This is a genomic window from Nitrosomonas supralitoralis, assembly GCF_003011925.2.
In the GTDB taxonomy this organism is placed as follows: Bacteria; Pseudomonadota; Gammaproteobacteria; order Burkholderiales; family Nitrosomonadaceae; genus Nitrosomonas; species Nitrosomonas supralitoralis.
On the sequence record NZ_PXXU01000009.1, the window covers coordinates 42,497 to 56,540 of the forward strand.

Below are 14,044 nucleotides of genomic sequence, written 5' to 3' on the forward strand. Positions count from 1 at the left end.
CGTAATGACTCAATCCATTTAGAACTCATAACTCCAGGTTGCCGACAACATTCCCTGCCGATCAAGCTGATATCCATTAAAGTCGCTCCTGATCGGTTGCAGCCATTCTAATCCTAGCTGGTTCCCGGCAAAACGTCCGCCAAGAATCCGAACGTTCACACCAAATCCCATATCAAAGAATTGCCCGCCATAATTGGACGGAAAATCCATCGGGCCGATACGCGCGTTAAATTTATTAAAATCCCGATGAATCGCATCCTGCCAAGTGTAAGCACCACGTATCGTGGCAGTCAGCCAATGCTTCAAATCATAACCACCCCAGGTTGTAGCCTGAAACTGGTCACCCAAGCGATAACCTGATTTATTCTGCTCTTCCAAACGCTTGATACCGCTGAATTGCGTACCCCATGACCAGCGGTTGTATTCACCCGCATAAGTCAGGCTTGGGGTAAAATCCCAGGTACCGCTGCCCAGTTGCATGCCAAAATGGATCAAGCCACCATCAATCTTAGCGATGCGGCGCAGCTCGATATCCACTTTTCCTGTGGGCGCGCTGAATCCGAGATTCGCGTGCACACGATGACCGGGAATGTCCAGCAATTTTATCATCGATGAGAAATAGGTATCGCCCACTGCACCGGTTTCATGCCCGGCTGCGCCTGTGTGTTCATGCACACCCGGCCTAGGAGGCGGAGCTCCGTCCAGCCTGCGCAAATTCATATCCATGTCCATGAAGGTCGGCATCAACATGACATTGAGCCAATGGGTCGGTGCATACATAAGGTCCACCATATGCATACGCATGTTCATGAATGTCGGTACAAACCGGCAAAGCCCGATATCGCTGCAACCCTGATCAACGATAGTTTGATCATTTACCGTCTGGGTGCCATGCATCATATTTCCACCGGTCCAATTGTACATAAACCGATAACCTGCCATGAAATCTCCAGCCTTGTCGAGCATGTGACCAAACATGATACCTGCGGGAGGAATTTTGTGATGCTGATGTGAAGTAGCATGAGAATGTGATTCAGAAGACCCACCAGACGTACCCATCGGTGGTAATGTCGCGGGTTCAATATCGAACTTTATCGCCGCATTCGCCACATAGTAGTCAAAATCTGCAAAACTGTTGCTTCCACCGCCGCCGATCTGCATTGAGCTGGCACGGGTATAGTATTCAAAACCGGCCTCCAGCGCGACACCTTTGCCAAGCGTCTTACTCAATATTACCCCGCCGCTTAATGCGCCAAAGCCTGCCAAGCGGTGATCACTGGAAAAATGATCGGGTAATTTTCCAGAGTCGTATGATGTCATTTTAGGTGCGGCATTCACTGAAAAATCCACCGCATTGCCATTTTGATCAACCAGATCAAACTGCGTCTCACCAAAATACTGTTTAGTTAGATTATTCTGATCAACCCAGACTTTTCTTCCCAAACTATCAATTTCCTGTTTACTAAAAGCTTGCTGAGAAAACAAATAGGGTCGATAAAAACTGGCAGAATCTTGCGAGTAATAACGAATCCGGGGTGTCAACGTCCATCCGCCACCAATCGGTTGCACCCAACTGGCATCGAAAGTATGCGTATTCACCCCCCAATCGTCAACCGACAGTCGATACCCTAGATGCATTGCCGCATTGAATGGGCTGATATATTGAATGTATTTGGCATTTAAAGCGATTTGATTGCGAATATTGGGACGTTGTTCGATAAAGGCACGCACATCTCCACTAATTAAACTATTGTTTAATTGAGCCGGATCAATAAAAATAATCGATGTCGCCTTATAAGGATTTTCCAGGAATCCAGAGCTATGCGTGTAACCCACATTAGCATCAATCAACGCATTTTTTGTCAACACCTGGGTTAGCCCCACGTTCGCCACCCAGTCTTTCCGGTCTCCTCGCAGAATCTCAGAACCATCACGTCTCACTATTTGCTGCGCGTAAGCTTGTTTAGTGATATATGGCGATGAATCATGATCCAGAATTGCGCCGATTTCGCTGCTGGTGTAGCCACCACCAAATTTAACACTGGTGAGTTTCTGATTAAAATCCAGACGACCACCTATATTACCAAAACTTGATTGATAATCTCTTTCACGGGAGAATCCCCCTCCCACATTCATAGCCGCTTCATTCCATTCATAACTTAAGCCAAAATTAGCTTGGCGACGTGTTTCCGGAGAAGCTGATGACATGACCAGGACCGATCGGGTATCGATACCGCCCACTAATTGTTTGGTGATGGGATCTCGTCCGATAGGATTTAAATCATGGTCTAAAAGAACCTGACTATTGGCTAACGGAGAGGCCCCGACGACTACCCCATTAACTGTATAGGGGCGATTACCGCCATCGGTAGCCAATGGCGTCGTAGTGACTGGAGTTGCTCCCGACCAGGTATCTTGGGTATAACCAAACGTGAATTTGAAGCGATCAGTGAACGAGAAAACCCCACTGCCGTGCAAAACATCTGCTGAAATAGGTTTTAAATTATTGGGAGCACCAAACAGATTGCGTTCACCTTCCTGGTAACGGCTATATTGAAAATTAACCCGGTCTTGACCGGCCGCATGTCCCGGTGATAATAATAAACCGGGCAATACCATTGCCGCGGATGTAAGCGCCTGGAGTGTATTCCTTGGCTTTACTGATGAGGTTATTTCCGGGAGAGGGATTGGCTGACAGCCACGTTGACGCCGAGGCTTACTATTTCGCTGCAAATTGTGTTTACCTCAATTGCCGATCCGAAATGGATCAGCTTAATAACAGCCACAACCTCCACCGCCGGAAGAGGATTTATGACTCGGTGCTGCTTCCCGGCTACTATAGTTATGGGATTGCATTTCGCTTTGCAAAGGATAAGGATCAATTTCCATTTGCGTTTTTGCCAGATTACCGCGCTCCCATGGAGCTACGCTCACACAAGCTGTCAAAAAAATACATGCTATAAAGATATAACAGCGTGCAATTATAGCTCTAATATTTAGTTTAATCATGGGAGATATAGACATTGCAAATCCTGACAACTGGAACTCATTCCTTCAGCAGTTGCGTAATCAAGGCACGTAACTTTTCTGATTCACCCGTACGAAACCCTTGATGAATATGACGAACATTACCATTGCGATCAATCAAAAAGGAAGTTGGCATTGCCATTAACTCAAATTCTTTGGCACATTGTTTACTGAGATCGGCCACAATCGAAAAATCAACCGGATTCTTGGCAAGGAATGCTTGCGCATCGACAACTTTCTCATCCAGATTGATACCGACCACATGTAAACCTTCATCCTTCAAATCCTGATCCAGTTGATTCAGAAAAGGAAAAGACTTTATGCAGGGCGGACACCATGAGGCCCAGAAATCCATGTATACCACCTTACCTTTCAATTCCTGCAGATTATAGGTTGGATCCCCGTCCAATGTAGTAAATTGACATGAAGCTGATGCTTGTTCCAGCTGTTCTGCTAATAATGGCCCTGTAAACAGAAGCAGTACAAAAGCAAAACAAGATAATTTTATATTTTTCATAGTTAAAACCACCTCAATGATCTCAAAGCGCTCTTATGTAAACTAATATGACCGTTATTGAAATTGATGAACAAGAACTTCCGACGTTCCTGTATGTACATTATCGAATGTCATACAATGATAAGACACAATAAATTTACGTAGGCCCGGACCAGTTTTGTTAACAAGTAAAAGATAAGGGCCTTGCCCACCAAACACACTGATATTATCGCTAAACCTACCATCACCGGAAATTGCGTCAGTAGTATTAATTGCATGCTTGCCTTGAATTATCTGCAAGTTCACCAATAAGTTTTCTTGTGGCAACGAAGTATCTTGAACACTGGCAACCAAATGATCTGGGGGTCCATTTCCATCATCAAAACATGTAACTTGCCCATATCCAGTAAAACTCGCAACATTACCATTAGGATCCATGATAGCCCCGGCATCATGCGCACTACTTATACATGCATACCCAAGCGTAGCTAAAGTAAAAACAATACTTAATGCTTTTTGAAAAAATAGCTGTGACATGATCGTACCCCATTGATAGTTTAATAGTTTATATTTCCAAATAGCGTCATATCGCTCAGCGCATTTGACGATCCAATCGCAGGTGTTTTATACATCTGTGATTACGTTCTTTTCTGGCGCAAAAGCAACCTTGAATTATTGCGGCCAAACCTGATTGCCATTAAAAATAATCGGCATATCACGGTTAATTTGCGCTGCTGATGGCTTTACTTCGACCACCTGACCGGTTCCACAAGATGCTGGCAAAGGATTAGTTTCGCTACGAAGAATGGTCAGTGATGCAGGACCATCATCAGTGGTGCTGACACGGTCGTAAATGGTCCCAAGATTGTTATGCGTCCAGAAATTAACTGTATTTTCATTAAAACCGGATGCAGGTGTGATTTCACAAATATCCGCGATTGAGATATAAAATTTCACACTCGCTGCACAGGATGTAGGTTCAATGAGCGCCGCACTGGTTCTAAAGGGGATATAGCCAGACATATCATGTGGCAGGGAGTCACCACCGCCAGCCCAAAAACCAGAAACGTTTCCATTGGCATCCGGTTTCTCAGCCTGGAAGGTAAAAACTGCTTTACTATAAATTTTCGTATTAAGATTTCCCCAGTTTTGTATAAACTCAGTCAGGTCACCGGTATGTGGCTGACCATCAACCAAAATGGATGAATCCACTCCATCTGGAAACACTACGCTGGTGCCAATTACATTATTCTCACCACAACCATGCCCAATTACCACGTTATTGGTTACTCTAATATTTTCGGAAACTTCGGGTACTTCCAGGCGCGTATGAGCTAACGCGTTATGTCCCAATGTTGAAATTACAGCAGCAATTACAGAACACGATATGAATTTTATTTTATTATGACTTATCATCAAACTTCCTTTTTTGTTAATTCAGACTCCGTTGATATTTTGTTATTTCCTGATGATTGCAACTCGATACAATTTTCAGTATAAGTTTTTAGAATCCTGAAATCGCAATTTCAACCACCCGTTGATCACATGCCAATTGCAATTTCATTCAAACTATTCACTTTTTTAATTATCTATTCCCTGGACATGATTTTCAATGTGACAAATTGTCGCACCTCTCATCCACAGTTTAGGAAAAGCACTTTTTATTCTATTTTTGTTTGTGTTTCAGGCCGGTGCGACAATATGTCACATTGATTTTGCAGTAATAAAAAACTATTATGGTCACACAGATTGTATTCGAATAGTTGTGTTTGCAAAGCATGTGTGATTGAAACGAAGATCCTCGGTTTTTGCTAACTTCAATGGTTTATTGTTACTTCAGTTCCAGAATCTGGAGCTTGTTAAATACGTCTGATTGGGCTCAATTTACTGGACTGCTCAGTACTCTGCCCAAAGTTGTTTTGTTTGGTATTTACTCATGATTTACCCTCCCTTGACCTCCGGCTACGTCGGAGGTTTTTTCAAAAATGAGCATTACAGTTTTTATTTATTCTTTTTTAATAATCGTAATCTCATTGACGACGTCATTTTCATCATACTCAACCTGAAACGCCATGTCGTTCCCACTGAAGGCAATTTCGGTCGGCGTTCCAACCAGTTCCCATAGCCCTAGCGTTGCAACATTGGCTGCACCATGCAGAAATGCCCTACCAGCCTTAGTACCTGTGCTATAGCCTTGTATGAATTTAAAAATTTCAAACCGTTTGCCGTCTTTATATTCACTCATAACAGGCGCACCAAATTCTGAGATTAATTGGGTTCTTGTCACACCTTCCTTTAATAGCTCGATGTCTTTCTTTTCCGGTTGTTTAGCCGCCATAAAAACTGAGCACCCGGAAACCACCACTACCCAAACAAGCCACTGTGTTGTCAATAACAACCGTCTTTTTACTCTTCGCACATTTACCAACAAGTCATTAATCCATTTTCTAACGTTCAATTAATATCAGAAAAATTCATTGAATCGGGTGATATTATTTCCCTGAATTCAGAAAATTCTGTTCCTTTGCTTATTATTTCACCAGTTAATTATTACAACGAAATGCAGCTATCCAGATCGAAAATCAGCGTTCATAATATGATTTATGTATATATCTAATTGATATAATGGAATCAATAAATAGTATTTCTATTTATATCTAAAAATTGCTATATTTCGCTCCTATCAATTTTACGAATGTTCAATGTAGCTCAAAAATAAATGGCTCAGATATACAGCCGAACATCGTTTAACCTACCAAGAAAATAATAATTTTAATGATCTTACCGTAATACCAGGTAATTCATGCAGGAGAATACAGTGAAATTTGTTTGGTTTTTCTTACACATCGTGGCTGTAAGCACATTTATTCAGCCCGTTGAGGCTGCATCCAACGATCCATCAACGATTGAAGGAAAAGCAAACAAATCGAGTGTCGTCCGGATAGTTCAGACAGGCGCCGCAGATTTAAAAACAGCCAGCAATGAATCGATTGATCATTCAAGGTCATTGCCAGCCATCGTACCAGAAGCAAAAGCGAATGTAAGCAAGCAATTGACCAGCTATCATAGCCGTTCTGATAGTTACGCCACCAACCCGGAATCCGACCCGCCACGTTATGTGCGTCGTTTAAGCGATGTCGGCATTCCGGCATTTAACGATTTTACCTGGCTCGATATCGGCTTGGAGCATCGCACCCGATTCGAGCACCGCCATAACGATATCCGTCGTATTGAAGGAGGTAATGATGATCCTGTTTTCTTCCGTCATCGTGCCTGGATTGGAATAAGGGACATCCTGGACCCATTCCGTTTTGCAGTAGAATTCCAGGATTCACGAATCGCTAACAATAAGCACCCTTCCACCGACCAGGAAAGAAATGAATTCGATCTCCTCAATGCTTATGGTGAGCTATATTTCAAAACAGCACTCGGGGTCGATGACCGAGGCAATGATCGTCCGATTCGATTCCGCGTAGGACGGATGGCATACGAAACAACCGACCGGCGATTTATCGCGCGCAATGAATGGCGCAATACCACCAATACATTTGAAGGTTTTCGCCTGAACCTGGGCCGTGAAGCCAATGACTGGGAATTGGATCTGTTCGGAATGCAGCCTGTTAGGCGCTTGCAAACCAAATTTGATGTAGCCAATGATCACTTATGGTTTTTTGGTGCTATCGGCCACTGGCGCAAGTGGTCTGACATCATCACAATACAACCGTATTATATGGGGCAGAAACAAACGGCCAATCCAGATGGTTTTACCGCCACCAACCGACTGGATCGGGAAATTCATATGCCTGGAATTCGGGCTTACGGTAAGGTGGCTAATCTATTTGACTATGATTTCAGCTATAACCATCAGCTAGGATTTAGCGGCCCTAATCGGCAGGATGCACAAGGCTATACTATCGAAGTAGGGCGTAACATTGATCATGCCTGGAAGCCCCGTATCAGTTTATTTTACGGATATGCGAGTGGCGACAAGAATCCCAATGACAATGTCGACAATCGTTTTGACCGCTTTTTTGGATTTGCGCGTCCTTGGTCAGCTGATCATTATGTGGTTTATGAAAATCTTAAGGCTCCAAAAATCAGATTTGATCTTCAACCCATGCAAAAAATTGGATTCGAACTCACTTATGGCGGATATTGGCTCGCTAGCAGTAGCGATCGTATGTTTGATTTTCTCAATGGCAATATCAGCAACACCGTCAAGGACCCCGGATTCAATCGCGACCGGACTGGTCAAAGCGGCGATTTCATCGGTCATTCATTGGAAGGACGCATACGCTTCCAACCCACGCCACGAATAAATGCTATCCTGGGCTATACGCATTTTACCGCCGGAGATTTCGTAAAGAACCGTATCGCAGCTAGTCCATCCTGCGCGAATGGCAACATAAATATTTGCGTTGATCACCGCTCTGGCGACACCGATTTCTTGTATTTTGAAGTATTGATCAGTTTATTGTAAATCATCACAGTTATGAAACACCGGATAACTGCAGATTGGATTGATTGAATTAATTCATAATTATGTTAAAAATTTTCATAGCGGTTGATATCAAATATACCCGCGATCAAAGGTTGCCGCTCATTCTGCCAGGCAGTAAAGTCGTGCAGAATCTCCCAGAATTGAGGATGTGTACGCCGCACACCCCATGTTTCTACAATATGTTCGAAGTGCTCCGTTTTCTCAGCATTACTGAGTAATGAAACAAATTTTTCAATATATGCGACAGGCACATCAAAAATGAAATTAGGGTAACTACCAATAATTCCTGGATATATTGTGAGCTGATCTTTCTCAGGCTGGTACCTTAATTCCTCTCCCAGGATAAACGCAACATTGCTATGCGCGCGATCTCGCAGCAACGTATAAACAGTACGCTCATTTTTTTCATTTCTGACACGAACAAATGTCACATCCGGCAATTGCTTGATCCCAGCCAATTCGGCAGCGGGTCGAGCCGTTATGGTGGAAAAAGCCGCATCCGCTTTTTGCACCCAGCGCGGTTGGTCCGATCGACTGCAATTTAATTCTTGACATCGATTCAACGGATCGGATGACATGGTATTAACCGATTGGAAATGCTTTAGAATTCTTGATGCCAGCTCTTGTTTAGGGTTTTCTGTTGTAAAAACCTCTGCCGAGGGAGATTCATCATCAATGGTTGCGTAAATAATTCCGAATTTTAGCTGGCCCGAATCCTGATACCAATCATGCAGTATGTTTTCCCGCTGTCCGGCTGGCATCAAGCGCATGAAGTTATGCTCCGAACCATTGCGTATCAGATCGAAATAAAGTCGAGTCAATAGTTTATGTGCAACATTGCCGAATACATCGAAATTAACCACGAGCTCGTAGTAAGTTTGCTCAAGCAACGGATAATCCATTAACCATAGTGTCTGTGGAATATCACCAACAAGCCCTGCGACAACCGATGCGCTATCATGGTGGCGAAAAATAGTCAGCAAGGCATTCTTATTTTTGCCATCGCCATCCCATATATGAGCGAGTGAAGCGCCTTGCTGTTGCTGTGATATATACTGATTCTGACGCAATGCCAGGTAATCGTTATGACGTTTCAGATAATGCAGCCAGTTTTCCCCCATTGCGAGCAGGCCATCGTCTTGTCCGGGTATTCCCAGCAATGGAATCACTTCACGCTGATAAGAAGCATTGGTTACAAAAAGATCGGATTCCGGATTCTGGAACAATGTCCAGAAATGGTCACGTATCACATCGGAAGCAATCTGGCCACGGCAAACCGGCCCATGAATGAAAGTACGCACGAAATATTCCGCACTATCCAGCATAAACTGATAGCGGGCATAAGCTGGTATATCGGCAAAAGTCACAAACGGATTGGCGCGTTCCGTATAACTGTAACCTGGCAATTCGCCCATTGGCCAGGGTTTACTGAAAAACAGAGTCTTGATTCGCTGTTGTCTTGCCTGATCGAGCGGATACGGAATGCGACGTTTGTGCATGACGCTGCCTGCGATCGGACGCAAGCGGTAGAAAAACGGTCTCATGGGATCGTCATTCGGGCTAACTGTAGCTATAGGTTCGATATCCTCGCCGGACGGCGTAGATGAGCGTAATAACTCAAAGAAGCGAAGTTCTCCATCCAACTCAGGAAAATACAAAGATGCCACAAACAGATGTTCATACAACCAGCGCGCCACGAGTTTGCTGCGTTTTTCATTCTGGTTGAAAAATGATTCCCAATGCTCAATTATTTGCCGCTCGCCACTTGTAAGCGTAATAGTCTCATTCGGAATCACCGCACCTTGATTGACCCATCCGGCCAAGAGCGAATATTCCTGATCGCTAAGTCCGGTTACCGCAAATGGCATACCACTCAGTGGATAATCATGCGCATACTCTGCAAATTTTTCACTGGTTACACATTGGTTTTTTCGGTTAATGCCCAGCTCAATTGAATCCGGCAATTTACTGTTAGGAGGAAAAGGAAATTGTTTAGCCAGCGAGATCATGCCTGATATCAAAGGTTTCGTCTGCTCATTTTCAGCTTGTAGAACAGAATGAAAACCACGTTCGCGCCAACCAGAAACAGTTAACTCGTCTATGCCCAATCGAGTGGGTTGCATAGCTTCGGTACGCACTCCGCCATAAATTGATTCGCGAAAAGCGCCACGCAACAGTCCTTCCGCGCTTTCTAACTTAAGCTGGCATGGCGCATCGAAACAACTGTGGCATGTTAAACATTTGGTTTCAAGAATCGGTCGAATTTCTTTGGCATAGGAGACTGGATGTTCGGCGGGCGCAGGCAAAGCAACCGGTGACGATGCAGGAGTGCTGCTGGGCAGCATAGTGTTATTATTCTGACAAGCAGACAACAAAAAAAACAAACTTAACAAATACATGCATGGATGATATATCCACATGAAAAAACTCCATAACTTGGTATTGATCGAAGAAATTCTACTTAATGGCTTATTTATTGAAGTCGTTGACAATTTCTCCGTTGACTCACGAACGATTAATTCTAACGTGACTCGCCAAAAAAAATTCGAACTTTGGATTGCTCATTTATATATCAATCAAATATAAACCGAGTATTGAATTGAGCGTTCAGCAGGTAGAATTTCTTATTCTGTTGCGAATAAATGTAAAGATTCGCTCATCAATCTATGCTTCAGATTCACGCCAGAACATTCATAGCAGGCGTATACATCAATCCTAGATCGCGCGCCACTGCCTCATAAGTCAATCGACCCTGAAAAATATTCAGGCCATTGCACAGATGCGGATCTTCCATCATTGCTTTGCGATAGCCTTTATTGGCAAGCGCCAACACAAACGGCAAGGTTGCATTATTTAATGCAAAAGTGGAGGTTCTGGCCACAGCTCCCGGCATGTTGGAAACACAATAATGCACCACGCCATCGATGGTAAAAATGGGATTGGCCAGCGTTGTGGGTTTGGAAGTCGCAAAGCAACCGCCTTGATCAATCGCAACGTCAACCAGCACAGCACCGCGGTTCATACGGCTAACCATTTCACGGGTCACCAGTTTGGGAGCTGCCCCTCCTGGCAGCAACACAGCACCAATAACCAGATCGGCGGACAAAACATGTTCTTCCAGTGCATCCACGGTTGAAAAGATAGTATTAATTCTGGACCCGTACTGAAAATCCAGCTGCTGCAGGCGGTGGATCGATTTATCCAGCACTGTCACATGCGCTTCTACGCCCATGGCTATCCGTGCGGCATTCGTACCAACCACACCGCCACCAATGACCACAACGTGCGCAGCTGGCACACCGGAGACGCCTCCGAGCAGCATACCACGACCACCTTGATCCAATTCCAGCGCATGAGCACCCGCCTGAATCGCCATACGTCCTGCGACTTCACTCATCGGTGCCAGCAACGGCAAACCACCAAAGCTATCGGTAACCGTCTCGTAGGCGATGGCGATGCAGCCTGAATCCATCAACCCTTTGGTTTGCACTGGATCGGGCGCAAGATGCAGATAGGTGAATAGCACTTGTCCCTCACGCAGCAGCGAAATTTCAGCTGGTTGTGGCTCCTTGACTTTGACGATCATGTCCGTTCTGGCATAGATCTCCTGCGATGACTCCACGATCTCCGCTCCTGCGCACTGGTACTTGTCATCGCCCAAATCAATTTGTACCCCTGCATTCTTTTGCACCATGACCTCATGGCCATGCGCAATCAGCTCTCGTACCGCCGTCGGCGTCAGACCCACACGCGATTCATGAGTTTTAATTTCCTTCGGTACGCCGATACGCATTATTTGATTCTCCGTTCCTATCCGCTAAATAATTCCACCGTTGACACCAATATTTTGCCCCGTAATCCAGCGAGCTTCTTCGCTAACCAGAAACAACACCACTTGGGCAATATCGTCCGTTACTCCAATTCGTCCCAATGCCGCCATTCCGGACATACGCTCTATGTCCGCTGCAGTTTTTCCCGTGCGAAACAATTCTGTATCAACCGGGCCAGGTGAAACGATATTAGCGTTAATGCCGCGTTTTCCCATTTCACGCGCAAAAATACGCGTCAATTGTTCCACAGCTGCTTTAGTCGCGGCATACGCACTGTATTTAGGCAGCATCAAACGTGTCACGGTACTGGATATTGTCACGACACGTCCATGATCTGCCAGTTTTGCAGTCGCTTCACGCAAGGTATAAAAGACACTCTTGAAATTGATATCAACTATACGATCAAACTCATCGTCGCGGATTTCGGAAATTTCTTTAAACAACAGGATTCCGGCGTTATTGACGAGAATATCAATCTGGCTAAACTGTTCAACAGTTGCAGTGAAAAGCTTTTGTACCGCAACCGGGTCACTGACATCGGCTTGAATAACTTTGCACTCACCACCCGCTTGGGTAATGGCTGCACAAACTTGATCCGCAGCCATCCTATTTTCTACATAATTAATAGCAACCTTTGCACCCGCCTTGGCTAATGCAAATGCGATCTCCGCGCCTATCCCCCGTGCGGAGCCCGTAACAATTGCAACTTTTCCATGTAAGGATTGCACGGTAAATTATTGCTGGAATGCAGTGCGTTTATCCGGCTTACTTGGATTCGTCATAGCTTTTAAGGAATTTCACGATACTCTGATAATCATGCTTCTCAGCCCATGTCAAGGCATTGTCACCGTGTTCATTTTTAATCGCCAATTCAGCACCACGTTCCAGCAACAAAGAAACCGCATCCAGATGATTCTCTCTGACCGCCATCATCAAAGCAGTCGATCCGTTTTCTGTTGTCGAATTAATATCGGCGCCGCCACTCAGCAACAATCGAATGATCTCCAGATGTCCTCCAGAGGCAGCATAGATTAACGGATTCCATCCACTGTGATTAATTTCCGCACCCTTGATATAGAGCTGCCTCACTATTTCGGTTTGACCATGATAGCTGGCCAGCATAATCGCTGTTTCTCCATAGCCGTTCCGAATATCTGGACTGGCTCCAGCTTCCATCAAGATTTCCGCAAGTTTCAAATTCTTGCTTTTTGCAGCAAGCATCAATGGAGTGTAGCCTTCCTTATTCGGTGTATCTGGATTCGCGCCCTTGCTAAGCAACTTGGATACTTCGGAAAGATTATCCTTTTCAATTGCCCAGATCAAATCTTCTTGAATACCGGCAAAAGTCGTAAGTGGCCAACTAAAAACTGCGACTAGGACTAAAGCCAGAATACGTGGTCTAGTTAGATAAGCCATTTTTTGAAATTTTAAATAAGTTAAAAAAATTGTTTGTTGTTGCGACAGCAATGTCATTTAATTCCACAGCACGTAAACGCGCGATTTCTTCTGCTACATGACGCACAAAGGCAGGCTGATTTTGTTTGCCACGAAATGGCACCGGAGCAAGATAAGGCGAATCAGTTTCAATCAGCATTCTATCTAACTGAATGTTCCTGGCAACTTCTTTTAACGCTAATGCATTTTTAAATGTCACAATACCAGAAAATGAAATGTAAAAATTCATCGCAATCGCTTGCTCCGCGACCTCCCAACTTTCGGTAAAACAATGCATCACGCCACCTACTTGATCAGCACCCTCCTCGCGCATGATTCTTAGCGTATCTTCAGCAGCCGCGCGTGTATGAATGATCAATGGCTTGTTTGCTTTGCGTGCGGCACGGATATGTTGACGGAAACGCTCCCGCTGCCATTCCAAGTCCCCTTGCAAACGAAAATAATCTAAACCAGTTTCACCAATAGCAATGACTTTGGGGTGATTGGCCAACTCTGCCAATTCGTGCGCCTGCGGTTCAATCTGATCTTCGTAATCCGGATGAACACCTACGGATGCAAACAAATTGTGATGCGTTTCCGCCAAGGTGCGTATCCGCGGAAAATCCGGCAAATTGACACTGACACATAGCGCATGCGTGACTTGATTCTCCTGCATGTTAACTAATAGTTGATCAAGATCTTTTGCAAGATCGGGAAAATCAAGGTGGCAATGTGAATCTATAAACATAGAATAAA

Annotated in this window: 12 protein-coding genes; 1 reads left to right on the plus strand and 11 read right to left on the minus strand. The window is 44.5% G+C overall.

Annotated elements, in window-relative coordinates:
- Positions 1 to 18: 18 nt before the first annotated feature.
- The 6 genes from C7H79_RS04540 to C7H79_RS04565 form a co-directional block, all read right to left on the minus strand.
- Complete coding sequence (locus C7H79_RS04540; protein ID WP_106706112.1) at positions 19 to 2,733, minus strand: DUF3570 domain-containing protein; 2,715 nt, start codon at positions 2,731 to 2,733, stop codon at positions 19 to 21.
- Between the two features lie 39 nt (positions 2,734 to 2,772).
- Positions 2,773 to 2,934: a DUF4266 domain-containing protein gene (locus C7H79_RS04545; protein ID WP_242447147.1), complete on the minus strand. Its 162-nt coding sequence runs from the start codon at positions 2,932 to 2,934 to the stop codon at positions 2,773 to 2,775.
- A 112-nt stretch (positions 2,935 to 3,046) separates the two neighbouring features.
- Positions 3,047 to 3,544, minus strand: coding sequence for a TlpA family protein disulfide reductase (locus tag C7H79_RS04550; RefSeq protein ID WP_106706113.1), 498 nt, complete (start codon positions 3,542 to 3,544; stop codon positions 3,047 to 3,049).
- Positions 3,545 to 3,598: 54 nt separating this feature from the next.
- A complete protein-coding gene (locus tag C7H79_RS04555) occupies positions 3,599 to 4,060 on the minus strand; it encodes a hypothetical protein (protein ID WP_106706114.1) in 462 nt (153 codons plus the stop codon).
- Between the two features lie 135 nt (positions 4,061 to 4,195).
- On the minus strand, positions 4,196 to 4,939 hold the full coding sequence (locus tag C7H79_RS04560; protein ID WP_106706115.1) for a hypothetical protein: 744 nt from the start codon (positions 4,937 to 4,939) through the stop codon (positions 4,196 to 4,198).
- A 589-nt stretch (positions 4,940 to 5,528) separates the two neighbouring features.
- On the minus strand, positions 5,529 to 5,981 hold the full coding sequence (locus tag C7H79_RS04565; protein WP_242447148.1) for a hypothetical protein: 453 nt from the start codon (positions 5,979 to 5,981) through the stop codon (positions 5,529 to 5,531).
- A gap of 360 nt (positions 5,982 to 6,341) precedes the next feature.
- On the opposite strand from C7H79_RS04565, the gene C7H79_RS04570 reads away from it, so the two are divergent.
- Entirely contained in the window at positions 6,342 to 8,003 is a 1,662-nt protein-coding gene (locus C7H79_RS04570; protein WP_106706116.1) for an alginate export family protein, read from the plus strand.
- Between the two features lie 65 nt (positions 8,004 to 8,068).
- On the opposite strand, the gene C7H79_RS04575 is transcribed toward C7H79_RS04570, so the two are convergent.
- The 5 genes from C7H79_RS04575 to C7H79_RS04595 form a co-directional block, all read right to left on the minus strand.
- The gene (locus tag C7H79_RS04575; protein ID WP_106706117.1) at positions 8,069 to 10,444 is read right to left on the minus strand and encodes a fatty acid cis/trans isomerase; all 2,376 of its coding nucleotides are present in this window, start codon (positions 10,442 to 10,444) and stop codon (positions 8,069 to 8,071) included.
- Between the two features lie 257 nt (positions 10,445 to 10,701).
- Positions 10,702 to 11,817 carry an alanine dehydrogenase gene (gene ald, locus C7H79_RS04580; RefSeq protein WP_106706118.1) on the minus strand — a complete coding sequence of 372 codons (1,116 nt, stop codon included), beginning with the start codon at positions 11,815 to 11,817 and terminating at the stop codon, positions 10,702 to 10,704.
- Positions 11,818 to 11,841: 24 nt separating this feature from the next.
- Positions 11,842 to 12,582 carry an SDR family oxidoreductase gene (locus tag C7H79_RS04585; RefSeq protein ID WP_106706119.1) on the minus strand — a complete coding sequence of 247 codons (741 nt, stop codon included), beginning with the start codon at positions 12,580 to 12,582 and terminating at the stop codon, positions 11,842 to 11,844.
- A 37-nt stretch (positions 12,583 to 12,619) separates the two neighbouring features.
- Positions 12,620 to 13,270, minus strand: coding sequence for an ankyrin repeat domain-containing protein (locus C7H79_RS04590; RefSeq protein ID WP_106706146.1), 651 nt, complete (start codon positions 13,268 to 13,270; stop codon positions 12,620 to 12,622).
- A complete protein-coding gene (locus tag C7H79_RS04595; protein ID WP_106706147.1) occupies positions 13,254 to 14,036 on the minus strand; it encodes a TatD family hydrolase in 783 nt (260 codons plus the stop codon). Before C7H79_RS04595 ends, C7H79_RS04590 begins: the two co-directional genes overlap by 17 nt.
- Positions 14,037 to 14,044: the final 8 nt, after the last annotated feature.